The sequence below is a fragment of the Wolbachia endosymbiont of Oedothorax gibbosus genome, from assembly GCF_936270435.1.
Classification (GTDB): Bacteria; Pseudomonadota; Alphaproteobacteria; order Rickettsiales; family Anaplasmataceae; genus Wolbachia.
On the sequence record NZ_OW370567.1, the window covers coordinates 1487641 to 1510003 of the forward strand.

The window sequence follows — 22363 nt, forward strand, 5'->3', positions numbered from 1 at the left end:
ATAGACAATGACCAGGGCTTCTTTTGCCTTTTTTTTCGTTTGGTAAATTTCTTAATATTTGTGGCTAAAAGAGCCCAAGAGAGGTGTCATTCCAGCGCTCCTTTTTTTGTCATCCCAGTCTGGGATGGCTTTGTTGCATAGCAACCGAAAAAATCTGGCAGTTACTGACAAAATTCATTATAAAATAGCCATTTAACCTTTGAAGAAAAAATATGCCACAAAAAATGAGAGTCAGTAACCATAGCGAATATAACAAATTTCTCCAAGAAAGAGGAAGCATTTTTTGTTATATCAATGACGCTATAGAAAATTGGTACGAGAATTGTCCAAAAATGCAGGGCGGCAACTATATTTATAGTGATAAAGTTGTAATTTTGGTGCATATAATCACCAGTCTCTTTAGAATTGGTTTAAGACAAACAGTCGGATTTATAAAAGGATATTTGCAACAAATAGGAAGAGATTTGCAGCTATTCACAAGCATCAAAAGAAACTTAATATTAAGATAAATGATTGCAGAAAATAACATGGAAGATATCGAAATTGCTATAGACAGTACAGATATACAACAACACTCCTGAAGGAAAATAGCGAAGATAGAAAGTATCGCAGCTATAGAAAATTGCATGTAATGTTGAATATATAGCTGTAAAATACAGTAACGGTCTGATCACTATGGAGCTTGTGATTTGCTTAAAGAAGTTCATGCCATAAAAGCACTATATGCAGATAGGGCATATGATAGGCACAAGTTTTATAAATTGTGTAACGAATATGATATAAAGGCAAAAATTCCACCAATAAACAATGCGGCAGAACATCCAGAAATAGATTATATGTCTGACAGAAATGCTGCTATTAGATTAATAAAATTATACGGTGAAGATGGCGTGAAAGAATGGAAAAAGAAAGTAAATTATGGGAAAAGATCTTATGTAGAAGGTTTTTTCTCGCGACTGAAACAAACATTCTGGTTTAGTTTTCGGAACAAATCTGAGGTTAATCGTGAGAAGGAACTGCGACTCAAGTGTTATTTGCTCAATAAATTCACTGACATTGGTATGCGAAATGGCTACATGAATTTATCGTAAATTACTACCAGTATAAGGTGCGATGCAACAAAGCCATTCCGTATCCATTCAGATATGTGCCTTGAAATATTTGACGTACATTCAGTGATATCAGCACAAAGGAAAGCAACAGAGCAAAACCACAGCCATACTGACTCCATTTTGCTTTACCCATATGCAACAACTCAAGTGTAGCTTTCCAAGTCCACAGAATTGGCAAGCCATAAGTAAGTAATAGAGCATTGAGTATAGGCAACTTACCGATAGTTTGTAATGACCAAAGTGGGTTATAAATAATAAAATCAAAGTAGTTGATGCGAAAGATCGCAATGCTAGAAAGTGCAAGACCACTAAGCGATACAGCTTGTCTTACAAAGTGCTTGCCAATCCATAAACATACTAATCCATAAACGAACAGAATATTGGTAATAACACCGCGTTCAATAAAGCCTGCTTTCACAAATAAAACGCTTTCATTGATATGAAAGGTATGACGAATAAGGTAATATCCCATTACACCAATGAGCGCGATAGCTGAAATTTCAAGCAAATGTACAAGTTTATCATCTTTCTGCTGACGTAGTAGGTAACTTCCCATCATAAAAAATAGTGCAGGCAAACCAAGCTGAAATATTGGCCAATCCACAATAGGAATACCATTTTGTATAGCAAGCTTAGCCTCCACTAGGCTATACACAGTCAGCTGAGTTAACAGTAGGATTTGTGGAATCAAAAGAAACCCAAACACACAAGCTAGGATACCTATGATATATCTTAGTGCCTTGACTTTTATCTTGGTATTTATCCACGTAGTTGCAAAAAGCTGCGCTGCAAAAGCTACTGATAGGAACTCGCGTGGTAGTTCGATGGTCAGCGCTGTTGATAAAAAGGCAGTACTCATTGCTGCATAAATTGCCATCAAGTGCTGTTTTTTGGGGTAATTTTCTGGTACTGCTCTGAGAATATTCTGTAACACATATGTACTGAAACCACCAAATGCAAGCGCAAGAATACCCCAAAAAAGCGCAATATCAGATACTAATACTGTGTTTTGCAACTTGTAGTAACCAAGAAAATAGTAGCCGATACTTGTGGCTGCAATAAGACCAGCCCAAATTAGAGGTTTCTCGCTACGGGATTGTAGTAAATAGCCACAGGCAATATATAAGGTACCAAACACACTAATAGTTAAAGCAAAAGCATTAATATCATGAGTGTTCCACACCATCAGCATCACAGCATTTACTGCCATTGATAACCATGGCACAAGACCATAAAGCCTTTGATCGAAGTATACGAGCCCAATTCCACCCAATGATAGCAAGTAAAACAGTCCCCATTCCATTAACCCGAATCCTACATGAGCAGTAATTATTCCAGTAAATGTCAATGCACCACTAAGTGTCAGATAATTGAGTATGGATGTTATCTTAAACAGATCAGTATTATCTCGATTATATTGTTGTTTTGAAGTAATAACTACCGTTGCACTTACTGCAATTAAAAATAAGCCGAGCCAGATAGTATCTCCTGGAATAAAATTGCCACCAAAGAACCAACAGCAAATCCACAAGAATGTACTAATACCAATTCCTAAAAATAAATAGACGAATAAAGAAAAGTTTCTAAAATAGAATAATTTAAGAATTAATGAGGAGTTATGGCAGCAAGCAATAGGAGAAGAATTATATAATAAGAGTAAGCTGGAATTACGGCATAAGAGGAGAGATAGGAAGAAGATTACAGGCAATAATATCTGCAAAAGAATATGGAATAACAAAAGTTGCTCAAATATACCGAATTACTAGAACTACACTGATGAAGTGGATTACAAGATTTAAGGAAGGAGGAGTCAATGCGTTTAAAATACAACCAGGACGTGGAGTAAAGCCGAAGTTGAGCTACAAGCAGCAAGAAGAAATTAAAAATGTCATAGCAGAAGAAGGAGCCAACCTAACGGCTAAGAAATTAAAGATCATAATTGAGAAAATGTTTTCTCCTAAGAAACTCACTCAACTAACTCTTCTTGTTGAACTAATACGTAACCAAATTCCCGAGCTTTTTTAACCAAATTTTTTACAGTTCTATCTTTATAGCGTGTTTCATAATATTCCATTCCTTTTTCTACATATTCCTGTCCGTATTTAAGCATACTATAAAATATACATGCCATTTTTCTTGCAGTAGCTGTTATTGCTTTTGGTGCTCCTAATCGTTTTTTCAATCTTCTGTAGTACGCGCCTAATGCACTTTTACTTTTTCCTACAGCATAAGCAGCCATTCGTAAGGCATTTGCAGCTCTACTTACAACCTTACGCTTTCTTGTGTTAAACACTTTTTCCCCTGTAATTTTATTAGCAGCCCAACCATGACGAAAAGTGCTTTTCTGTTGGCCATTTATTATGCTTTATACCGACTTCTGAAATTAGGGTTTGTATACTTAATACATCAAACCCTGGAACTTTAGTGAAATCCATACCAGTTATTCGATACAGTTCCTCATGTAAAGCAAAGTCTGGCTTGTTTTTGCTATTCTTTCCCTTACTCGGCTGCTTACTTTCACCAGATTTTGTATCAAAAGTTTTATAATAGGCTTCGATATTCCTATCACATTCTGCTATTTTTTCTTGATAAATATTATACAGTTCAAATTCTTGCTTTAGCGCGAATAGATGTTCCTCTCTATAGTCACCCGTCAATGCTTTTGCAATAGTAGATCGATCATTTTTTATTCGTGCATCCCTGAATTCAGCCAATTTCTCAGGATCTCTTTCTCCTTCAATTATAGCCTTAATGATTTTCATACCAGTCACTCCAGTAATATTGCTAATAACTTTGTATAATTGAATATTCATTTGAATTAATGCCTTCTGCATGCGCAGAACATGTGTAGATGCACTTTCAGTGAGATTTTTACGTTGACGCACGTAACTGCGCAATACACACATCTGATTATCTGGCCTAAATGATCCTTGAAGCAACCCGTAGCTATGCAATTGTTGAAGCCATTGGCAATCTTGAACGTCAGACTTCCTACCAGCTACATTCTTTACGTGCCGTGCATTCACCAACTTTACCTCAAGTCCATATGACTCAAGTATTTGAAATAAAGGAATCCACTGTTGATTCCATCGCTACGGTCGTAACTTTACACTTTTTTAACCACTGTACCAAGTTATGAAGATCTGCAGTAAAGCAGCAAAATTTCTGAATGCGTTGTTCATCTCTTCCCTCAGGTACACACACATAGTGTACAGCTGAACCAATATCTATTCCTGCCGCATCAGGGTTCATTATCTCTAATTTACTTTTTGCTTTTTTCATAGTAACTCCCTTATTATAATTTGTAATAGCGAAACGCTTCAGCTTGGAACGGTTAGATAATACAATCTCCTAAGCGAGGTAGTCTAAAAGGACTCCATCAATGATTCGACCGTTCCACCCAAAACCATGCTATTGAGCGGGCATTTATAGCACCATTGAAACTGCCGGTTATAACTGCAGAAGCGCTTCTCCATATAACTACATCTAAAAAACATAAAGTACAGAGGAAGTTTCTCTTTTTGATTTTACAGATTTTGTCTGTTCTAGGCTCTTGAGGTAAGTAAGTCTACAGCACATAGACTGATGCAAAAGTTAGGTTTTTCGTATATTACTCCAAGGCCTGTGCACAATAAACAGGATAAAAATAAACAAGAAGAATTTAAAAAAAAATCTTAATGAAACTATTGTCACGTATCACGAAAAAGAGCTATTTTTCTTCGATGAGTCGCGGTTTGGCACACATTCAAAGATTGGACACGGATGGTTTAAAAAAGGCATTAGGACACAGGTTAAGGTAAAATTAGGTAGGCAAAACTTTTATCTCTATAACCTCAGTTATGGATTAGAAAATAGATAAAAGTATAACTAAGAAGAGGGAAACAGGGTAAACTCGAGTATTTTAGTAATAATAAGAGGTTACCCATGAAGAAAGATATTACAGAACTGTACTGTTGCGTCGAGGATTTTTGTCGTGCGGTAGATGATAATTTTGCAAATAGGTTCTTATCAAACGGCAAAAAACCAACCAGAGTACCAGAAATAGCGCACTCAGAAATTCTAACCATAATCCTATTATACCATAAATCACCATGTAAAAACTTCAAGGCTTTTTATCTTTGTTATCTTCAGTTATTCTATAGATCAGAGTTTTCAAAGCTGCCTTCATATCACAGATTTATTGCCTTAAAGCCGCGAGTTTTGTGGTATTTAGCATTACTTTTGCAATGGTTTTGTGAACAAGCAAAAATGACCGGGATTTCCTACATAGATTCTACTTCAATAGCAGTATGCCATCGAAAAAGAATCTCAAGAAATAAGGTTTTCAAAGGATTAGCAGAGTTAGGAAAGAATACTTACGGCTGGTTTTTTGGTTTTAAATTACATGTAGTAATCAATGAAATAGGTGAAATTCAAGGTGTTACGCTAACCAGAGGTAACGTCGATGACAGAAAACCTGTACCAACTCTAACCAAAAAACTAACTGGACTTTTGTTTGGAGATAAGGGCTATATAAAGAAAGAGCTCTTTGAGAAACTATTCGATAGAGGTCTAAAACTCGTCACTAAAGTGAAAAAAGGTATGAAAAATGCACTGATTTCGCTGAAAGAGAAGATTTTACTAGGGAAAAGATCGATTGTTGAAACGGTTTTTGGCTGCCTAAAAAACAAATTTGAACTTGAGCACACTCGGCATAGATCCACAGTAAATTTCTTGGTACATATTTTTTCTACCCTCATTTCTTATTCAATGCAATCGAAAAAGCCCTGTATTTCTCAGCTTTACTTCGTTGGTTAATCCATAACTGGGGTCTATAGTGCAGTTAATCCTAGAAATGGAGAGAGTTCTAGCTTATTCGCACCAAACGTCAATACTGATTGTATGAATATATTCCTTGAGCAGATGTCACAATATTTAGGAACAAGGGAGGCATTTCTTGTTGTGGATTGTGCAGGATGGCATAGATCCAAAGGTTTAAAAATACCACAAAATATTACCTTAATCTATTTACCTCCATATTCACCAGAGTTAAATCCAGTAGAGCGTTTATGGCAATATTTGAAAGACAATCTCATTAAAAATAGAATATATGACTCTGTTAGTTTATTGGAAGATACTGTATATGCATTCATTCGTAATATTACGGAAAGTTCAATCAAAACCATTTGTTCTGTGAGTTATTTGCCTACTTATTTATGAGATTTGGTATAAGTATATCAAGTATTGCCATTGGCCACCAACATTGCTTGCGGGCAACAATCATTAATCCGGTAAATACGAAGTATAAATAGATCAATAAAATCGGCGTTTGTAGGTCTTGCGAGCTGACCATAGCAGGAGTCAAAAATCCTCCAATTAAACCTATAAAGGCAATAGGCATTCCATGCTTTATGGATAACACTACTGCAGTGGCTGTTACTGTTGCCATTCCTATAAACCTCAGTTATGGATTAGAAAATAGATAAAAGTATAACTAAGAAGAGGGAAACAGGGTAAACTCGAGTATTTTAGTAATAATAAGAGGTTACCCATGAAGAAAGATATTACAGAACTGTACTGTTGCGTCGAGGATTTTTGTCGTGCGGTAGATGATAATTTTGCAAATAGGTTCTTATCAAACGGCAAAAAACCAACCAGAGTACCAGAAATAGCGCACTCAGAAATTCTAACCATAATCCTATTATACCATAAATCACCATGTAAAAACTTCAAGGCTTTTTATCTTTGTTATCTTCAGTTATTCTATAGATCAGAGTTTTCAAAGCTGCCTTCATATCACAGATTTATTGCCTTAAAGCCGCGAGTTTTGTGGTATTTAGCATTACTTTTGCAATGGTTTTGTGAACAAGCAAAAATGACCGGGATTTCCTACATAGATTCTACTTCAATAGCAGTATGCCATCGAAAAAGAATCTCAAGAAATAAGGTTTTCAAAGGATTAGCAGAGTTAGGAAAGAATACTTACGGCTGGTTTTTTGGTTTTAAATTACATGTAGTAATCAATGAAATAGGTGAAATTCAAGGTGTTACGCTAACCAGAGGTAACGTCGATGACAGAAAACCTGTACCAACTCTAACCAAAAAACTAACTGGACTTTTGTTTGGAGATAAGGGCTATATAAAGAAAGAGCTCTTTGAGAAACTATTCGATAGAGGTCTAAAACTCGTCACTAAAGTGAAAAAAGGTATGAAAAATGCACTGATTTCGCTGAAAGAGAAGATTTTACTAGGGAAAAGATCGATTGTTGAAACGGTTTTTGGCTGCCTAAAAAACAAATTTGAACTTGAGCACACTCGGCATAGATCCACAGTAAATTTCTTGGTACATATTTTTTCTACCCTCATTTCTTATTCAATGCAATCGAAAAAGCCCTGTATTTCTCAGCTTTACTTCGTTGGTTAATCCATAACTGGGGTTATAAAGGCAATGAAGTCAGGTATCAAATCATAAAGATTAGCAGCTGCAAAAATGCAAACATATAAATCAACAATACCTGCACCCGATAATGCCTGGGCAATGCGTGTACCGTTAGCAAATTGAGGCTTGTTGCGTACCCAATTTGCAGTATAAAGCAATCCACCACCAAACATCAGGCCAAGCATCACACGCACAGTCGGGCTAAGCAATCCTATTTCAATGGAATACTTGACCATAAAGAAACCTGCAAAGGCTAAAGCAACACCGCCTATCCAAACAGGCAGGTGAATACCAAATTGCTGTTCAAAATTGATTCTTTTGCTTTGTTTCTTAGAATGCTTTGGCACTGCATCTTCGGCAATCAAATTGCATTTTGGAATTGAAGGTGTTATAGGATCAGAAATAGAAGTGTTACTAGAGTATTGTGTTTGTTGCCACAGATTTGGACCAGATTGAATATCAGATGGAAGCTTCATACCTTCTTTTTCTAAGAATGCAAAAATCTTGAGTAGCCGAATTTCCAGCTTATTCAACTCACCACGTAAACCACGAATTTGACTGTAGACCTGCTGCAAAAGGTGATTGAAAAAATGATGTGAGAGAGGTAAAAGAAGAATAAGCAGATTGAGTAAGGTAAAAAAATGAGCTTTAGTTACTATAACATGAAGAAACACCCAAGAAACTTTCGTAATATAACAGGTTTAACTATAGAGGAGTTCGAAAAGGTGGTAGAAAAAGTGAAGTCTGAGTGGGAAAAACTTGAAAAACAGAAAAAGTGCCATGGTAGAAGATCACAACTACCAACTCTGGAAGACAAGTTATTTTGCGTAATTTTGTACTATCGCACTTACATAACACATAGATTTTTAGGGTGCCTGTTCAATGTGCACAACGCAAATGTATGTAGGTTACTGAAGAAAATAGAGCCATTACTTGCCAAAAAAGTTACTATAACAAAAGATAGAAGTATGACACCAGAAAAAATACTAAAGATTCTGGCTGATGTTACAGAACAGCAAACACAGAGGCCAGAAGATAGTAAAAAACGGAAGAAATCATATTCAGGAAAAAAAAGAACCAACACTATGAAAACTGAAATTGTTGTTGAGGAGAATGGAAAAATTTTGTCAGTGTCAAGGTCACATCGCGGCAAAATTCATGACTTTCGGATAAGAAAACAGGAAAATTTTTGCCAAGAAATAGTATAAAATACGCTGATTCTGGGTATCAAGGCTGGCAAAAATTGCAGAGCAATGTTGTAATTCCGTATAAAAAGTACCGTAAAAAGTCATTGACTCCAGAGCAGAAGGAACATAACAGAAGGTTAGCATCATTTAGAATGAGAGTAGAAAATAAGATTCGCGAAATAAAAATATTTAAGATTATGTCACATGTTTACCGTAATTTTCAGAAGAAATACAACTTGAGATTTAATATTATTGCTGGCATTATAAATCTTAAGCATGCCTTTTAGTTAACCTTGATTTTAGCCTTCCTACTCCCCTTTTTCTTACTTCTTGATTTGCAGCAGGTCTTATGTCTCAACTTGATATTTTCTTTCCAGATAGATTGAAAATTGAGTTGAACTAAAAATGCGGTTTGACACACTTTTTTGAACATTTCCTTTTCTCAATTATGATCTTTAATTTCTTAGCCGTTAGGTTGGCTCCTTCTTCTGCTATGACATTTTTAATTTCTTCTTGCTGCTTGTAGCTTAACTTCGGCTTTACTCCACGTCCTGGTTGTATTTTAAACGCATCGACTCCTCCTTCCTTAAATCTTGTAATCCACTTCATCAGTGTAGTTCTAGTAATTCGGTATATTTGAGCAACTTTTGTTATTCCATATTCTTTTGCAGATATTATTGCCTGTAATCTTCTTCCTATCTCTCCTCTTATGCCGTAATTCCAGCTTACTCTTATTATATAATTCTTCTCCTATTGCTTGCTGCCATAACTCCTCACTAATTCTTAAATTATTCTATTTTGATAATTTTTCTTTATTCGTCTATTTATTTTTAGGAATTGGTATTACTATATAAAAAAACATTTTATTCTTTTTGACTGGCCAGGGCTTTTTTTTAAATGTCTCTTTCTCTTGTTACTTTTGCTAACTCTTTCTGTAAATCAAATCTCTCTTTGTCATAAGGTGCTACATCTGGAAATGCATTTGCCGCTGACTTTTTTTCGTTATATTTCTTCATCCATTTTCCTAATACACTATCCCTTATTCCTAAATCTCTTGCTACTTTTGCAACTGGTTGACCTGCCTTTCTTTGTTCATTTGCCAGCTTAACAGCTTCCAATTTGAATTCTGCCGTATATTCTCTTGCCATTTCTAATCCTCCAAAATTTTATTTTACCCGAAAAAACTCCTTTCTTTCTCTCCACTTTTTCTGGGTAAGGTCAGATTGCAGATAACCAAATTCTTGCACCTTTGATATTTGAAGGAAACTGTGAAAAAGCTGTTTTTGAAAGCTATGTTGAGCAAATTTTGATTAAGAATTTGCGGGCAGGTTGTTTTAGATAATATCAATTTTCATAAAACGCCAAAAGTGAAAACTTTAATAGAGTCAGTAGGATGTAAAGTTTTCAACCTACTCACCTGAGCTCAACCCTATTGAGCACTATTGGTTTAAAATTAAGCACAATATTCGAAAAATATCTCACATGTTTGCTAATGCTGTTTACTTTATCCTTAAAAATGTCTCTACCTTTGTGGATTAAGCTATAGTTGAGTAAAAATCAGTGAATGGTCACGTTAAAACATGTTTTTAAATTTTTGCCAAAATCCTGGTCTATTATCATTAACCTTTGTAAATGTTATATTTAAACTGTATTTCGGATCATCTGGCACGTCGCGTTTTATGCTAAATGTTGAAACTTTATCGTTATTGTAAATATGCACATCATCATATGATAGCTTTGTTGTGTAACACTTTACATGCTTTTGCTTATCATACACTAAATCGCCTGACTCCCTTTCTAGCTCCACAAATTTCGTTTTTTTCTGACATTCCTTGATTTTTATTAAATCCTTGTCTAGTGATATTGAAACCGGCAGCATATTTCCAGTATATTCTTTAGCTAAAAGTTCACTTTGAGGATACATTTTTATTTCCTTTCCAAAATGTGAGTCTATAAAATTATTGCTCCAAAATTTATCGCCAGAATGCACATACTCATCAGTAGCATACGGCACCCCACCATAACTGCATTGAACTTTGTAATCTCCAACACCGTTGTTTTGAAAAAAATCATGAATGGCAGTGTAGCTACCGGCAGCATCATTTATATAATCCATTACTTTATTCCTTAAATTTCTAGTTTATTATATCATAATTATTATGCATATGTCAATTAATAAGAAAGCTCTCTCTTGCTGTTTTTAGAACTGATTTTAAGCAAGTGCTCTTGATTAGTTGAGAGCATATTTATAAGACTGTGACATTCGTGCCTCCCAGTTTTTCACATACTGCTGAATTAGTTCAGGATAATCTGTAATAATTAATAAATTTTCAGCATTTCCTTTTTTAGCTATCTTACTCAGGTTAAATGATCCTGTGATAACTTTTTGATTGTCAACAATCATTATCTTATTATGAGCAATCTTTGGCTTGTCATCGATCCAAATTGGTACTCCACCTGAAAATAATTCATTTATAACACTATATTTTGAGTAGAGTTGCGATTTATCTAAGAACCTGTTCATAATCTCAAAAAAGTGATAAACTATGAGATGATGTATATGAATAAGGATATATGAGAAATTTATACCCAAGTGACATAAGTCGAGAACAATTTGAAAAAATCAGATCAATTCTGGAGAGTAGTAGGAAGAAAACAAAACCAAGAAAACTTGATTTGTATGATGTATTTTGTGCAGTGCTGTACGTCCTAAAAAGTGCCTGTCAGTGGAGAATGCTGCCAAAAGATTTTCCAAAATGGCGAAGTTGTTACGAATATTTTAAAAAATGGAGTGAAAAACCAAGCGAAGATACAGAAAGTACTTTGGAGCGTGTATTAAAAAAAATTAGTTGGAGAGACACGTATCAGCAATGGTCGGAAAGAAAGAACTAGTTTTTGTATAATTGATGCTCAGAGCGTAAAAAATGCAGATACTGCTGAAAATAAGGGCTACGATGCAGGTAAAAAAATTTCAGGAATAAAGCTCCATATTGCAGTAGATACACAAGGTTTACCACACGCGATTTATGTAACAACGGCAGAAGCAACCGACCGCAGCAGTGCCATGAAAATGGTCGAAAATGCTAAAGAAAAACTCTCTGAAGTTAAAAATATACTTGTTGATGCAGGCTACACTGGAGAAAATTTTGCAACACAAATAAAAGCAACTATTGGTTCGACGGTCGAAGTAATAAAGCGAAGTGAATTACACACCTTTGTTGTACTGCCAAAGAGATGGGTTGTTGAGCGCTCTTTTGCTTGGTTGGAAAAATGTAGGCGTTTGTGGAAAAATTGCGAGCGGAAACTCAACACTAGCTTACAAATGGTCGTTCTTGCTTTCACTTCTTTACTCCTTAAAAGATTATGAACAGGTTCTAAGATGTACAGTTTCACAGTGTGATGGTATGATAAAATGTGAGAAAAAAATACCATCAAGGGAGGAATTATGGTTACATGGGTGCGCCAAAATAACAGAGACAATTCGTAGAGCAATACAAAATAGTAAAGAGAGCATAGCAAAACTCTCCAGGTACTATAACCTTAATCCAAAAACTATTGTCAAATGGAGAAAACGCTCATTCACTAAAGATAGTGATATGGGTCCAAAACATCCAAGATCAACTGTCTTAACTTTAGAAGAAGAAGCGATAATTGTTGCATTTCGCAAGCATACACTTTTACCATTAGATGATTGCCTTTATGCTCTCCAGTCTACAATTCGACATCTAACCCGATCTAGTCTACATCGTTGTTTACAAAGGCATAACATTAGTAGACTACCAGATGTTGATGGTGAAGTTAAACCAAAAAAGAAGTTCAAACAATACCCTATAGCATATTGATATTGCAGAAGTCAGAACAGAAGAAGGTAAGCTATATTTGTTTGTTGCAATAGATAGAACATCTAAATTTACCTATGTTGAGTTGCATAATACTGCTACAAAACCCATAGCTGCTGAGTTTCTACGTAATTTGATTAAAACCTTACCATATAAAATACATACCATTTTAACAGATAACGGCATACAATTTACCAACCAGAAGCGTCATAAGTATGCTTTCAAGCACATATTTGATAGAGTTTGTACAGACAACGGCATTGAACATTGTTTGACAAAAGTTAGCCATCCTTGGACAAATGGGCAAGTTGAACGTATGAATAAAACTTTAAAGGATGCTACAGTTAAGAAGTATTACTATCAATCGCATCAGCAACTTAAAGAACACCTTTATAACTTTGTTATCGCTTATAATTATGCAAAGAGACTCAAAACTCTTAAGACCTCAGTTATGGATTAGAAAATAGATAAAAGTATAACTAAGAAGAGGGAAACAGGGTAAACTCGAGTATTTTAGTAATAATAAGAGGTTACCCATGAAGAAAGATATTACAGAACTGTACTGTTGCGTCGAGGATTTTTGTCGTGCGGTAGATGATAATTTTGCAAATAGGTTCTTATCAAACGGCAAAAAACCAACCAGAGTACCAGAAATAGCGCACTCAGAAATTCTAACCATAATCCTATTATACCATAAATCACCATGTAAAAACTTCAAGGCTTTTTATCTTTGTTATCTTCAGTTATTCTATAGATCAGAGTTTTCAAAGCTGCCTTCATATCACAGATTTATTGCCTTAAAGCCGCGAGTTTTGTGGTATTTAGCATTACTTTTGCAATGGTTTTGTGAACAAGCAAAAATGACCGGGATTTCCTACATAGATTCTACTTCAATAGCAGTATGCCATCGAAAAAGAATCTCAAGAAATAAGGTTTTCAAAGGATTAGCAGAGTTAGGAAAGAATACTTACGGCTGGTTTTTTGGTTTTAAATTACATGTAGTAATCAATGAAATAGGTGAAATTCAAGGTGTTACGCTAACCAGAGGTAACGTCGATGACAGAAAACCTGTACCAACCTAACCAAAAAACTAACTGGACTTTTGTTTGGAGATAAGGGCTATATAAAGAAAGAGCTCTTTGAGAAACTATTCGATAGAGGTCTAAAACTCGTCACTAAAGTGAAAAAAGGTATGAAAAATGCACTGATTTCGCTGAAAGAGAAGATTTTACTAGGGAAAAGATCGATTGTTGAAACGGTTTTTGGCTGCCTAAAAAACAAATTTGAACTTGAGCACACTCGGCATAGATCCACAGTAAATTTCTTGGTACATATTTTTTCTACCCTCATTTCTTATTCAATGCAATCGAAAAAGCCCTGTATTTCTCAGCTTTACTTCGTTGGTTAATCCATAACTGGGGTCTTAAGGGTCTTACTCCTTATGAATTTATATGTTTACAGTGCTCCTGATTTATTTATGCTAAATCCTCACCATCACACTCTGGGACTGTACATCTAAGACCTATGAATGGCTTTTTGTGACTGACTCTAGAATGTATCAACTCTGCTGCAGTTAACCCGTGGATTGCCCAATGTAATTTATTTTGCACTTTTGAGTAAAACTGTTTTGTTATTTCTGAAGTTGGATCATAATCTGCAGAGCATTCAGCATAAATATCTGTAATTTTTTGATAGAATCCACGCTCTGAAGCAGTATTCCGGAAGATCCGGATAACTGAGTTTTTGTCTAACTCTTGACTAGCAAATATGTTTTGTAAATGCTCACTAATTGTTCTGATATTAACACCAAATAACTCTGCCATTTTCTTCTGTGTGAGCCAAATATTTTCACCCTGGTACAGAACGTCAATCCGTACGTCTCCGTTCGGAGTTGTATATAATAGAATTTCACTTTCCACTATCTTTCTAGTTGTTTTATACATAATTCTCGAATTTTGAAAATTTGCTCCATGTTGTATTGTATGGTATAATTGGGTAACCAGTTCTCAATAAATTGTTTATGCTTTTTTACTTTGTAATTTCCAAGGTGTTCGGGCTCAATTTTTTCTTCCTCTATCAGTTCTAATGATACACTATTTTCCGGAAAAGTTATATCAATAATTCGATTTTTATAACGAAGGTAGCAGTGCATTTCTGGAATGTGTGACAAATTATACTCGTTTAGAATTGCAGAGATTTTTGGAGTGTTTACTCTATTCATCATAAAAACAGCCATATGTAGTGTTATGTCAATTTCACATTCGCAGCCTAACTTATAAATCAGTGCATGTTTTGTACTACACGTTCCTCGCTTTTCATTTAGTACCGATAGATAATCTGTACGATCAAGATTACGTCCGTAAGGCAGTTCATGTACATATTTTAATGCTTCACGGAATGTAGTAATACCCAAAGTTAAAAAAAGATTTGATATAGGCTTATGATGAGATAAATATATTTGACTTAAGTCATTCATATCATAATTTCTCACTCGTCCAAAATTTGTTTTCTTACTTTGAGACCTAATCTACCACAACTTTAATATGGCGTTTCTTTCCTGCAGACAGTTTTATGAATGACTGACCTTTAAAGCTCTCGGAATTTATTATATAGTTAACATCGTTTATGATATTATCATTAACTTTGCACCCATTGCCCTGTATTAAACGCTTTGCTGCGCATTTTGAAAATTCCAAACCGGTGTCACGCAGTAGGTTTACTAAGGATATGCCGCTTGCAACTTGTGCTTTTTTTATGATGTAATCAGGAAGTAGTGAGCTATCTTCATTCTCAAAAGCAGAGACTGCAGCAGATCGTGCAAGTTCCGCTTCTTTGTCACCATGACATATTTTTGTCACCTCTGTTGCTAAAACTTTTTTTGCTTCATTTATTTCCTGATCTTTTAAGGACTCTAATTTTTTGATCTCATCAATTGACACATCAGTGAGCAATCTCAAAAAACGTCCAACATCTTGATCATCAACGTTGCGAAAATATTGCCAGTAGTCGTAAGGCTTTAGCATATTATCATCAAGCCACACTGCTCCATTTTCAGTTTTGCCCATTTTTACCCCTTGAGCATTCAATAAAAGAGGGGCAGTAAGGCCAAACAGCTCAGGTAAATTCAACTTTTTTCCAAGCTCAATTCCGTTTACTATATTTCCCCATTGGTCTGACCCTCCAATCTGCAGACGACAGCCATGCTTTTTATTCAACTCAACAAAATCATAAGCCTGCAATAGCATGTAATTAAATTCTAAGAAGCTTAAGGTTTGCTCTCTCTATCCAGCCTAGTTTTCACACTATCAAAACTTAGCATGCGATTTACTGAAAAATGTATTCCTATATCACGCAAAAAGTCTATATATTTTATACTATCCAGCCAGTCTGCGTTATTTACTATAACTGCACCAGTCTTTCCATCATCGAAAGATATCATTTTCTCCAATGTTTTCTTTATACTAGATATATTTTCGCTAATATCCTTGATAGATAAAAAGCTTCTTGCTTTATCCTTACCGGATGGGTCGCCGATTTTCGTTGTGCCACCTCCAAGTAAAACTATCGACTTGTAACCAAATTTTTGCAGGTGACGGAGCATCATAATCTGAATTAGGTGACCAGCATGAAGACTTGGTGCTGTGCAATCAAACCCAATGTATGCGACTATATAATTGCTCTGCAATAATAACTGATCTAATCCCTCAATGTTTGTGCACTGATATAGATATCCTCTTTCTTGAATAAAATTTAAAAACTCGGACTTGTGTTTCATAATCTTTTTAGTATGTTATTTTATATGTGAACATTGTCATTGAAGATATCGATGATGATGTCATTCCAGCGCGTGACGCTGGAATCCAGTTTTTCATGCAATTTCATCAAAAACGTTGTATAGTGTGCTCGTTTATAATTAAGTTTTCTGGATCCCAGTGTCAAGCACTGGGATGACACCTTTTCTTGGGGAGCTATCCTAAAGGTGCGATACTTATACAGTTGTACTTGAATGGCCCAGGCAATCAGTTCCATAAATCTTCTATTTTATAATACTCCCTTACTTCTGACCTGAATATGTGAACCATTATGCCTTGAAAATTCACAATCACCCAATTACCTTCATCCATACCCTCCACATCTATTTTATCGTATTGCTTGAGATTTTTTACTACATGCTCAGCTAACGCCTTCACATGGCGACTTGAATCACCAGATGCAATAATCATATATTTTGCAATAACGGTTTCGTTCTGCACATCAAAAGTAACTATATCGTGACCTTTATTTTGATCTATTATATCTACAATCGTGCTTTTTATTGATTCTGTATCACTGGACACATTAGTCATCATCTTAAATTATTTAATTTGCTTATAATTATACACTCAAAATCTCTAAATATGAACTATTTTCAACGCGACTGTTCGTTAAAAAGGTATTACCTGCATCTATTTTATCATCGTGTTTTTAGCATGTACAATGTGTATAATTGAAAATAGCTTTCTACTAGTATTCACTATGGGCAAGACTCTCATCTACTTAATTGGCTTTCCAGGTAGTGGTAAATTTACTACTGCAAAAGAACTGTGTAAAATCATTGATGGAGTAATAGTAAGCAATAATCTATTCAATAGTATTATATTTGATATTGTTAAATTACAGAACGCTGAAGTTCCAGATGATCTGTGGGAAAAGATTTTTGCAGTCAGAGAAAATATGTTAGCAATACTAGAAAAACACTACATAAAATCAAAACATTATATATTTACAAATGAATTGATAGAGGGTGATCCCCATGACCAAAGATTATACAACTCAGTGGTAAATTTAAGTAAAAAAATGGATATGAAAATTCTTCATGTAGTGTTACATTGTAATAATGAGGAACTAGTAAGGCGTGTTCAATCAGAAGAAAGGTACCAGGAAAATAAAATTACTGATTCAGATTTTGCTATGAAAAAAATTAAGGGGAAAAGGCTATTTATACCTGAAGGTACACTTGAAATTGGTAACTCAAACTTAAGTGCAAAGGAAGTTGCAAAGAAAATTGTTGAAGAGATGAAGGAAGAAAAAAATGGAAAATTAATTAAAACTTCTGTAACAAATCATTTAAAAACAGAGCGTACTCGTGGTTGAGCAGAAAGATAAGTATCGTTCTTGTGTTGGCATAATGCTGTTTAACAAACAAGGACATGTTTTTGTTGGCAAACCCTTTCATATCGAATCTTATTGGCAAATGCCACAAGGAGGTGTTGATGATGGTGAGGAACTGGAACAAGCAGCATTACGCGAGTTACTAGAAGAAGTTGGCACCGATAAAGCAGAAATTATAGCTAAAAACAAAGATTGGATATACTACGACTTGCCTAAAGAAATTATACCAATATGCTGGAATGGAAAATATTCTGGTCAAAAGCAAAGGTGGTTCTTAATGAAGTTTTGCGGAGAGGATAAGGATATTAATATTAACTATACTAATCATCCAGAGTTCAAAGAATGGCGTTGGCAAGATGTGGATGGTTTGGTAGCCAGTGCTATATCGTTCAAAAAGCAAGTTTATAGAACAGTAATAGAAGAGTTTTCTTCTACAATAAAAGCCTCTATTATTGAGTAAAATTTACAATAAGCTCATGATAGTAGATTCTCATTGCCACTTGATTTATTTTTCTGATGATGAAATACCAAAAGTAATTTCAAGGGCAGAGCAAAATGGTGTAAAGGTTTTGCATAACATATGCGTAAGCATTGATGATGTTCCTAAATTATCAAAAATTTCTTCGTCTTATGATCAAGTCTACTCCTCTGTTGGTGTGCATCCACTTGATGCTGCCATAGAAAACGGTGAGTGTATACATGTTGATGAATTAGTTGAATTTACCAAGAACCAAAAGGTAATTAGTATCGGTGAAACCGGGTTAGATTTTTATAAATCTGACAACAAAGACAATCAGAAAAAAAGTTTTGCATCACACATAGAAGCAGCAAGAATAACAGGGTTACCTTTAGTTATTCACACTAGGAGTGCTGATAGTGAGATGATTGATATATTAAAATCAGAAATGAAAACTGGCACTTTTGGTGGAGTAATGCACTGCTTTGCTTCCTCTAAAGAGCTTGCTTATCAATCTATAGATTTAGGGTTGTATATTTCATTTTCTGGAATCATTACTTTTAAAAATGCGAGCTTACTCAGAGGAATTGCACAAGGTATACCACGCGAACGTGTTTTGGTTGAAACTGATGCACCGTATCTATCACCTGAGCCTTATAGGGGAAAAAAGAATGAACCAGCAATGGTGAAATACGTTGTTGATTGTTTGGCAGAATTGTGGAATGAGTCACCAGAACAAGTAGCAGAAATAACTACAAATAATTTTTTAGGCTGTTTTAAGCTACAAAGAAGCTCTATAGAGCAATTAATTTAGTATCTGTTCAAGGGCGTGGCTAATATGCAAATATTGAAGCAAAAGTGGTGTTATGCAAGTAGCTGACACTGGGATCTAGTTTCACTTTATGGTTGTGTCATTCCAGTGCTTGACACTGGAATCCAGCTTTTAATGCAACCCCTCACCAAAAATATTGTGTTTTAACATAAGGTTAGCTACTTTTATACTCAGTATCCAATCAAAATCCCTGGATCCCAGTGTCAAGCACTGGGATGACATCATTTGTTGTAAACTCACTTTTTCTTGATTTTTTGATTTATCTTGTCTACCTTATTTTGCCACTCCGCTGAACGGATACTTAATTTAGCTTAGAAGTTTCACCAGCTCTCTCACCGAGTTTACAGACTTATTAAACATTTCTTGTTCACTATCATTCATTTTAACTTCTAGGATCGTTTCAATTCCGTTTTTTCCAATAATTACAGGAACACCAATAAACAAATCTTTTACACCATATTCACCATTAAGGTAAGCAGCACATGGTAATATACGCCTTTTATCTTTTAAATATGACTCTAACATGCATATAGCTGAAGATGCAGGAGCGTAGTATGCAGATCCAGACTTAAGCAGATCAACTATTTCTTTACCGCCATTGCGAGTGCGCTTCACTATTTCATCAACTTTTTTCTGCGTAATGAGACCCATATCGATAACTTGGGTAAGTGGAATGCCAGCGATAGAAGTGCAATTAATGAGTGGTACCATAGTGTCACCATGTCCTCCAAGCACAAAAGCAGATATATCTTCAACTGAGATATTTAATTCACTTGCAAGAAAATAACGAAAACGGGAAGAATCAAGCACTCCTGCCATGCCAACAACCATATTAGCTGGAAGGTTTGAAAATTTATGCACCACTGAAACCATGGCATCCAGAGGGTTGGTAACCACTATTACAAACGCGTTTGGAGAATATTTTTTAATATTTTCGCCAACCTCCTTCATTACTTTAGCATTGGTTTGCAGGAGGTCATCCCTGCTCATTCCTGGTTTTCTGGCAATGCCAGCGGTTATTATAATTGCATCAGAGTCTTTTATGTTTTCATACCTATTTGTGCCAGTAATATTGACATTAAATCCATCAATAGGGGATGATTCTGCTATATCGAGTGCTTTACCTTGTGGTATTCCATCGCTAATATCAAGTAAAACAACATCACCGAGTTCCCTTAGTGCAATCATATGGGCGAGAGTTCCACCGATATTTCCTGCACCGATTAAAGATATTTTTTTTCTTTGTACTGTCATTTTCTACTCCTTTATATTTACTTTTATGGTTTTACCTTCCCAAGGCGATAAGCTATCAAACATACGAAAATCTTGCGGTAAATCTATAGGATTATATACAACCTTTTTTGCCTCTATATCGTATCTTACTTCCTCATAACCAGTGAGAGGGAAATCTTTTAACATTGGATGACCTTTGAATCCATAGTCTGTTAGAATCCTACGCAAATCAGGGTGATCAGAAAACTCTATTCCATACATATCAAACACTTCACGCTCAAACCACAAAGCCGTACTAAATATCTTCGCTACGCTTGGAGGCATGTCGCTTTCACATAACTGAAGCTTTATGTGTACTCTAATATTATGCACAACGCTGAGCAGATTGTATATTAGCTCGAAACGCTTCTCTCTATTTGGATAGTCAACTCCAAAAATATCAACTAACAATTCAAACCTACACTTTTCATCATCACGTAGAAAGAGTAAGTGCTTTTCAATTTCATCTAAAGTTGAATATATTACAATAATGCCATCATCTTTTTGAATGCACTCACACTTGGTCTTTTTTTGTATATGCCTTGCAGTTTTATCCATGCTTTATATTCTGAGTTCGTTTTATTTTGTTTTGTAGGCATAGCATTCCATATAGCAACGCCTCAGCAGTTGGTGGGCATCCAGGAACATACACGTCAACTGGTACGATCCTATCGCAACCGCGGACTACTGAATAAGAGTAATGGTAATAACCACCACCATTTGCACAACTTCCCATAGAAATAACATACTTCGGGTCTGCCATTTGATCATAAACCTTGCGCAATGCTGCTGCCATTTTATTAGTTAGTGTGCCAGCAACAATCATCACATCTGATTGACGTGGGCTTGCACGAAACATTATGCCGTATCTATCAAGATCATAACGGCTGGATGCAGTATGCATCATCTCAACTGCGCAACATGCAAGACCAAATGTCATTGGCCACAATGAACCAGACCTTGCCCAATTCATTACATAATCTGTTAAATCGCCAAATTTAGTGATAAGAAACCCTTCTTTTTTATAACGACCCCAGTCATCATTAGATAGAATTTGATTTGTCATAAACTACTCCCACTCTAATGCACCTTTACACCATTCATAGATAAAACCTATAGTGAGTATTGCAAGAAATACCATCATAGACCAAAATCCACCATAGCTTATCTTAGATAAAGAAACAGCCCAAGGAAAAAGAAAAGCAATTTCTAAGTCAAATATTATAAATAATATTGAAACTAAGTAAAATTTAATGTCAAAATTTTTTCTTGCACTGGATAGTGGGTTGAAGCCACACTCATATGTGGAAAGCTTTTCACCATCTGGCTTACTCACTGCAAGAAACATAGGCAATATACCTAAAGCAAAAGATACTACAATTGATACGCAGATAAAAATTACTATGGTTAAATATTCGCTCATTTAACAAAACATATAACACTATGAGTTTACATGCTTTCCTAACTTTTTACCACCTAAAATATGCACGTGAAAGTGTGGTACAACTTGCTCTCCATTTTCACCATAGTTAGTCACTAATCTATATCCTGTTTTTTCTAGATTATATTTATGCACTATTTCTCTAACAGTTTTAAAAAAACTTACTATCTCCTCTTCAGAAGCTTTTAGAGTAAAATCATCGTATGAAATATATTGATTTTTGGGTATAACTAAAATGTGAACTGGCGCGTCAGGGTACTTATCACAAAAAGCCAGTACACTCTCATTTTCGTATACCTTCTCACAAGGTAACTCACCTCTTAATATTTGAGCAAAGATGTTATTACTATCATAAACTTCATTGCTCATATTTTAAGAGCGACCTTTCCCTCTTCCTTCGTTTTTCTCTACATTAGGTGTAGATAGTGGTTTTATCGTTTCACCAGAAGCATCTTCAAGATTCAAAGAGCTTATAAGTCCCCTTGCTTGTTCTTTTACCATATTCTGCTGTTCTTTTAAAGAGACTTCTATTCCACTTACCCTTTTTCCAGTAATAACTTCTGGTTGTAAGTGATACATATCCCCAGGAACAGTGAGACTATGATGTCTTTCCTCTATTTTTATTTCACCCATAACATTTCCCTCATAACTCAT

21 protein-coding genes and 11 pseudogenes are annotated in these 22363 nt (G+C 35.3%); 14 read left to right on the top strand and 18 right to left on the bottom strand.

What is annotated here, in order from left to right:
- Positions 1 to 212: 212 nt before the first annotated feature.
- Positions 213 to 1091, top strand: a pseudogene (locus NBW39_RS09255) (IS5 family transposase).
- A gap of 4 nt (positions 1092 to 1095) precedes the next feature.
- Here NBW39_RS09255 and NBW39_RS07525 read toward each other — a convergent pair.
- Positions 1096 to 2850, bottom strand: coding sequence for a DUF2339 domain-containing protein (locus NBW39_RS07525; protein ID WP_370273634.1), 1755 nt, complete (start codon positions 2848 to 2850; stop codon positions 1096 to 1098).
- Here NBW39_RS07525 and NBW39_RS09045 point away from each other — a divergent pair.
- Positions 2799 to 3137 (top strand): helix-turn-helix domain-containing protein, encoded by a 339-nt coding sequence (locus NBW39_RS09045; RefSeq protein WP_370273785.1) that lies wholly within the window; start codon positions 2799 to 2801, stop codon positions 3135 to 3137. The genes NBW39_RS07525 and NBW39_RS09045 overlap by 52 nt on opposite strands.
- Here NBW39_RS09045 and NBW39_RS07530 read toward each other — a convergent pair.
- Positions 3079 to 4394 (bottom strand): annotated as a pseudogene (locus tag NBW39_RS07530) (IS110 family RNA-guided transposase). The gene NBW39_RS09045 and the pseudogene NBW39_RS07530 sit on opposite strands and share 59 nt — an antisense overlap.
- Positions 4395 to 4664: 270 nt before the next feature.
- On the opposite strand from NBW39_RS07530, the pseudogene NBW39_RS07535 reads away from it, so the two are divergent.
- The 3 genes and pseudogenes from NBW39_RS07535 to NBW39_RS07545 form a co-directional block, all read left to right on the top strand.
- Positions 4665 to 4944, top strand: a pseudogene (locus NBW39_RS07535) (winged helix-turn-helix domain-containing protein); the annotation flags it as partial.
- Positions 4945 to 5036: 92 nt separating this feature from the next.
- On the top strand, positions 5037 to 5909 hold the full coding sequence (locus NBW39_RS07540) for an IS982 family transposase (protein WP_250294632.1): 873 nt from the start codon (positions 5037 to 5039) through the stop codon (positions 5907 to 5909).
- A gap of 12 nt (positions 5910 to 5921) precedes the next feature.
- Positions 5922 to 6311, top strand: a pseudogene (locus NBW39_RS07545) (IS630 family transposase); the annotation flags it as partial.
- Here NBW39_RS07545 and NBW39_RS07550 read toward each other — a convergent pair.
- The gene (locus tag NBW39_RS07550; protein WP_250295084.1) at positions 6298 to 6540 is read right to left on the bottom strand and encodes a DUF2339 domain-containing protein; all 243 of its coding nucleotides are present in this window, start codon (positions 6538 to 6540) and stop codon (positions 6298 to 6300) included. The pseudogene NBW39_RS07545 and the gene NBW39_RS07550 overlap by 14 nt on opposite strands.
- Before the next feature lie 102 nt (positions 6541 to 6642).
- On the opposite strand from NBW39_RS07550, the gene NBW39_RS07555 reads away from it, so the two are divergent.
- Positions 6643 to 7515, top strand: a complete 873-nt coding sequence (locus NBW39_RS07555) for an IS982 family transposase (RefSeq protein ID WP_250294632.1) — start codon at positions 6643 to 6645, stop codon at positions 7513 to 7515.
- On the opposite strand, the gene NBW39_RS07560 is transcribed toward NBW39_RS07555, so the two are convergent.
- Positions 7512 to 8063: a DUF2339 domain-containing protein gene (locus NBW39_RS07560; protein WP_250295085.1), complete on the bottom strand. Its 552-nt coding sequence runs from the start codon at positions 8061 to 8063 to the stop codon at positions 7512 to 7514. The two genes, NBW39_RS07555 and NBW39_RS07560, sit on opposite strands and share 4 nt — an antisense overlap.
- Before the next feature lie 108 nt (positions 8064 to 8171).
- Between NBW39_RS07560 and NBW39_RS07565 the strand changes: the two are divergent.
- Positions 8172 to 9004 (top strand): annotated as a pseudogene (locus NBW39_RS07565) (transposase family protein).
- 112 nt (positions 9005 to 9116) lie between these two features.
- On the opposite strand, the gene NBW39_RS07570 reads toward NBW39_RS07565, so the two are convergent.
- Both NBW39_RS07570 and NBW39_RS07575 read right to left on the bottom strand, forming a co-directional pair.
- On the bottom strand, positions 9117 to 9455 hold the full coding sequence (locus NBW39_RS07570) for a helix-turn-helix domain-containing protein (protein ID WP_370273787.1): 339 nt from the start codon (positions 9453 to 9455) through the stop codon (positions 9117 to 9119).
- Between the two features lie 111 nt (positions 9456 to 9566).
- Positions 9567 to 9865: pseudogene (locus NBW39_RS07575) on the bottom strand (transposase); the annotation flags it as partial.
- Between the two features lie 74 nt (positions 9866 to 9939).
- Between NBW39_RS07575 and NBW39_RS07580 the strand changes: the two are divergent.
- Positions 9940 to 10256, top strand: a pseudogene (locus tag NBW39_RS07580) (transposase); the annotation flags it as partial.
- 34 nt (positions 10257 to 10290) lie between these two features.
- Here NBW39_RS07580 and NBW39_RS07585 read toward each other — a convergent pair.
- Together NBW39_RS07585 and NBW39_RS07590 are read right to left on the bottom strand one after the other, a co-directional pair.
- Positions 10291 to 10833, bottom strand: a complete 543-nt coding sequence (locus NBW39_RS07585; protein ID WP_250295087.1) for a hypothetical protein — start codon at positions 10831 to 10833, stop codon at positions 10291 to 10293.
- A 114-nt stretch (positions 10834 to 10947) separates the two neighbouring features.
- Positions 10948 to 11229, bottom strand: a pseudogene (locus NBW39_RS07590) (phospholipase D-like domain-containing protein); the annotation flags it as partial.
- Positions 11230 to 11291: 62 nt separating this feature from the next.
- Between NBW39_RS07590 and NBW39_RS07595 the strand changes: the two are divergent.
- From NBW39_RS07595 to NBW39_RS07605, 3 genes and pseudogenes are all read left to right on the top strand, one after another.
- Positions 11292 to 12084 (top strand): IS5 family transposase gene (locus NBW39_RS07595; RefSeq protein ID WP_250294889.1). Its coding sequence is split into 2 segments (ribosomal slippage): positions 11292 to 11555 and positions 11557 to 12084, totalling 792 coding nucleotides; the frame shifts between segments, so codons are not numbered across the junction.
- A 37-nt stretch (positions 12085 to 12121) separates the two neighbouring features.
- Positions 12122 to 12998, top strand: a pseudogene (locus NBW39_RS07600) (IS481 family transposase); the annotation flags it as partial.
- 94 nt (positions 12999 to 13092) lie between these two features.
- Positions 13093 to 13964, top strand: a pseudogene (locus tag NBW39_RS07605) (IS982 family transposase).
- 67 nt (positions 13965 to 14031) lie between these two features.
- Here the strand turns inward: NBW39_RS07605 and rhuM are convergent.
- From rhuM to rsfS, 4 genes and pseudogenes are all read right to left on the bottom strand, one after another.
- On the bottom strand, positions 14032 to 14475 hold the full coding sequence (gene rhuM / locus NBW39_RS07610; protein WP_250295088.1) for a RhuM family protein: 444 nt from the start codon (positions 14473 to 14475) through the stop codon (positions 14032 to 14034).
- Positions 14475 to 15032 (bottom strand): hypothetical protein, encoded by a 558-nt coding sequence (locus NBW39_RS07615; RefSeq protein WP_250295089.1) that lies wholly within the window; start codon positions 15030 to 15032, stop codon positions 14475 to 14477. Before NBW39_RS07615 ends, rhuM begins: the two co-directional genes overlap by 1 nt.
- 46 nt (positions 15033 to 15078) lie before the next feature.
- Positions 15079 to 16331 (bottom strand): annotated as a pseudogene (gene tyrS / locus NBW39_RS07620) (tyrosine--tRNA ligase).
- 244 nt (positions 16332 to 16575) lie between these two features.
- A complete protein-coding gene (gene rsfS / locus NBW39_RS07625; RefSeq protein ID WP_250295795.1) occupies positions 16576 to 16893 on the bottom strand; it encodes a ribosome silencing factor in 318 nt (105 codons plus the stop codon).
- A 139-nt stretch (positions 16894 to 17032) separates the two neighbouring features.
- Here rsfS and NBW39_RS07630 point away from each other — a divergent pair, with 139 nt between their 5' ends.
- The 3 genes from NBW39_RS07630 to NBW39_RS07640 are packed head-to-tail and all read left to right on the top strand — an operon-like array spanning position 17033 to position 18978.
- Complete coding sequence (locus tag NBW39_RS07630; RefSeq protein ID WP_250295090.1) at positions 17033 to 17689, top strand: AAA family ATPase; 657 nt, start codon at positions 17033 to 17035, stop codon at positions 17687 to 17689.
- Positions 17682 to 18167: an RNA pyrophosphohydrolase gene (locus NBW39_RS07635; protein ID WP_250295091.1), complete on the top strand. Its 486-nt coding sequence runs from the start codon at positions 17682 to 17684 to the stop codon at positions 18165 to 18167. Before NBW39_RS07630 ends, NBW39_RS07635 begins: the two co-directional genes overlap by 8 nt.
- 16 nt (positions 18168 to 18183) lie before the next feature.
- Entirely contained in the window at positions 18184 to 18978 is a 795-nt protein-coding gene (locus tag NBW39_RS07640; protein ID WP_250295796.1) for a TatD family hydrolase, read from the top strand.
- A gap of 324 nt (positions 18979 to 19302) precedes the next feature.
- Here NBW39_RS07640 and mdh read toward each other — a convergent pair whose 3' ends face one another.
- Genes mdh through NBW39_RS07670 form a run of 6 tightly spaced genes read right to left on the bottom strand, consistent with a single transcriptional unit; the run spans position 19303 to position 22363 of the window.
- Positions 19303 to 20250 (bottom strand): malate dehydrogenase, encoded by a 948-nt coding sequence (mdh, locus tag NBW39_RS07645; protein WP_250295092.1) that lies wholly within the window; start codon positions 20248 to 20250, stop codon positions 19303 to 19305.
- Positions 20251 to 20253: 3 nt separating this feature from the next.
- Entirely contained in the window at positions 20254 to 20826 is a 573-nt protein-coding gene (locus NBW39_RS07650; RefSeq protein ID WP_250295093.1) for an NADH-quinone oxidoreductase subunit C, read from the bottom strand.
- Positions 20819 to 21334, bottom strand: a complete 516-nt coding sequence (locus NBW39_RS07655; RefSeq protein ID WP_250295094.1) for a NuoB/complex I 20 kDa subunit family protein — start codon at positions 21332 to 21334, stop codon at positions 20819 to 20821. The genes NBW39_RS07650 and NBW39_RS07655 overlap by 8 nt, the downstream gene beginning before the upstream one ends.
- Positions 21335 to 21337: 3 nt before the next feature.
- Positions 21338 to 21691: an NADH-quinone oxidoreductase subunit A gene (locus NBW39_RS07660; RefSeq protein WP_006279576.1), complete on the bottom strand. Its 354-nt coding sequence runs from the start codon at positions 21689 to 21691 to the stop codon at positions 21338 to 21340.
- 18 nt (positions 21692 to 21709) lie between these two features.
- Positions 21710 to 22078 carry an HIT domain-containing protein gene (locus tag NBW39_RS07665; RefSeq protein ID WP_250295095.1) on the bottom strand — a complete coding sequence of 123 codons (369 nt, stop codon included), beginning with the start codon at positions 22076 to 22078 and terminating at the stop codon, positions 21710 to 21712.
- A 3-nt stretch (positions 22079 to 22081) separates the two neighbouring features.
- Entirely contained in the window at positions 22082 to 22363 is a 282-nt protein-coding gene (locus NBW39_RS07670) for a hypothetical protein (protein ID WP_250295096.1), read from the bottom strand.

Bases quoted from the DNA above. Each gene is read 5' to 3' on its own strand.
- NBW39_RS07540 (WP_250294632.1), top strand. From the start codon at position 5,037: ATGAAGAAAGATATTACAGAACTGTACTGTTGCGTCGAGGATTTTTGT.
- NBW39_RS07550 (WP_250295084.1), bottom strand. From the start codon at position 6,540: ATGGCAACAGTAACAGCCACTGCAGTAGTGTTATCCATAAAGCATGGA.
- NBW39_RS07555 (WP_250294632.1), top strand. From the start codon at position 6,643: ATGAAGAAAGATATTACAGAACTGTACTGTTGCGTCGAGGATTTTTGT.
- NBW39_RS07585 (WP_250295087.1), bottom strand. From the start codon at position 10,833: ATGGATTATATAAATGATGCTGCCGGTAGCTACACTGCCATTCATGAT.
- NBW39_RS07615 (WP_250295089.1), bottom strand. From the start codon at position 15,032: ATGAATGACTTAAGTCAAATATATTTATCTCATCATAAGCCTATATCA.
- NBW39_RS07630 (WP_250295090.1), top strand. From the start codon at position 17,033: ATGTGTATAATTGAAAATAGCTTTCTACTAGTATTCACTATGGGCAAG.
- NBW39_RS07640 (WP_250295796.1), top strand. From the start codon at position 18,184: ATGATAGTAGATTCTCATTGCCACTTGATTTATTTTTCTGATGATGAA.
- mdh (WP_250295092.1), bottom strand. From the start codon at position 20,250: ATGACAGTACAAAGAAAAAAAATATCTTTAATCGGTGCAGGAAATATC.
- NBW39_RS07650 (WP_250295093.1), bottom strand. From the start codon at position 20,826: ATGGATAAAACTGCAAGGCATATACAAAAAAAGACCAAGTGTGAGTGC.
- NBW39_RS07655 (WP_250295094.1), bottom strand. From the start codon at position 21,334: ATGACAAATCAAATTCTATCTAATGATGACTGGGGTCGTTATAAAAAA.
- NBW39_RS07660 (WP_006279576.1), bottom strand. From the start codon at position 21,691: ATGAGCGAATATTTAACCATAGTAATTTTTATCTGCGTATCAATTGTA.
- NBW39_RS07665 (WP_250295095.1), bottom strand. From the start codon at position 22,078: ATGAGCAATGAAGTTTATGATAGTAATAACATCTTTGCTCAAATATTA.
- NBW39_RS07670 (WP_250295096.1), bottom strand. From the start codon at position 22,363: ATGAGTTATGAGGGAAATGTTATGGGTGAAATAAAAATAGAGGAAAGA.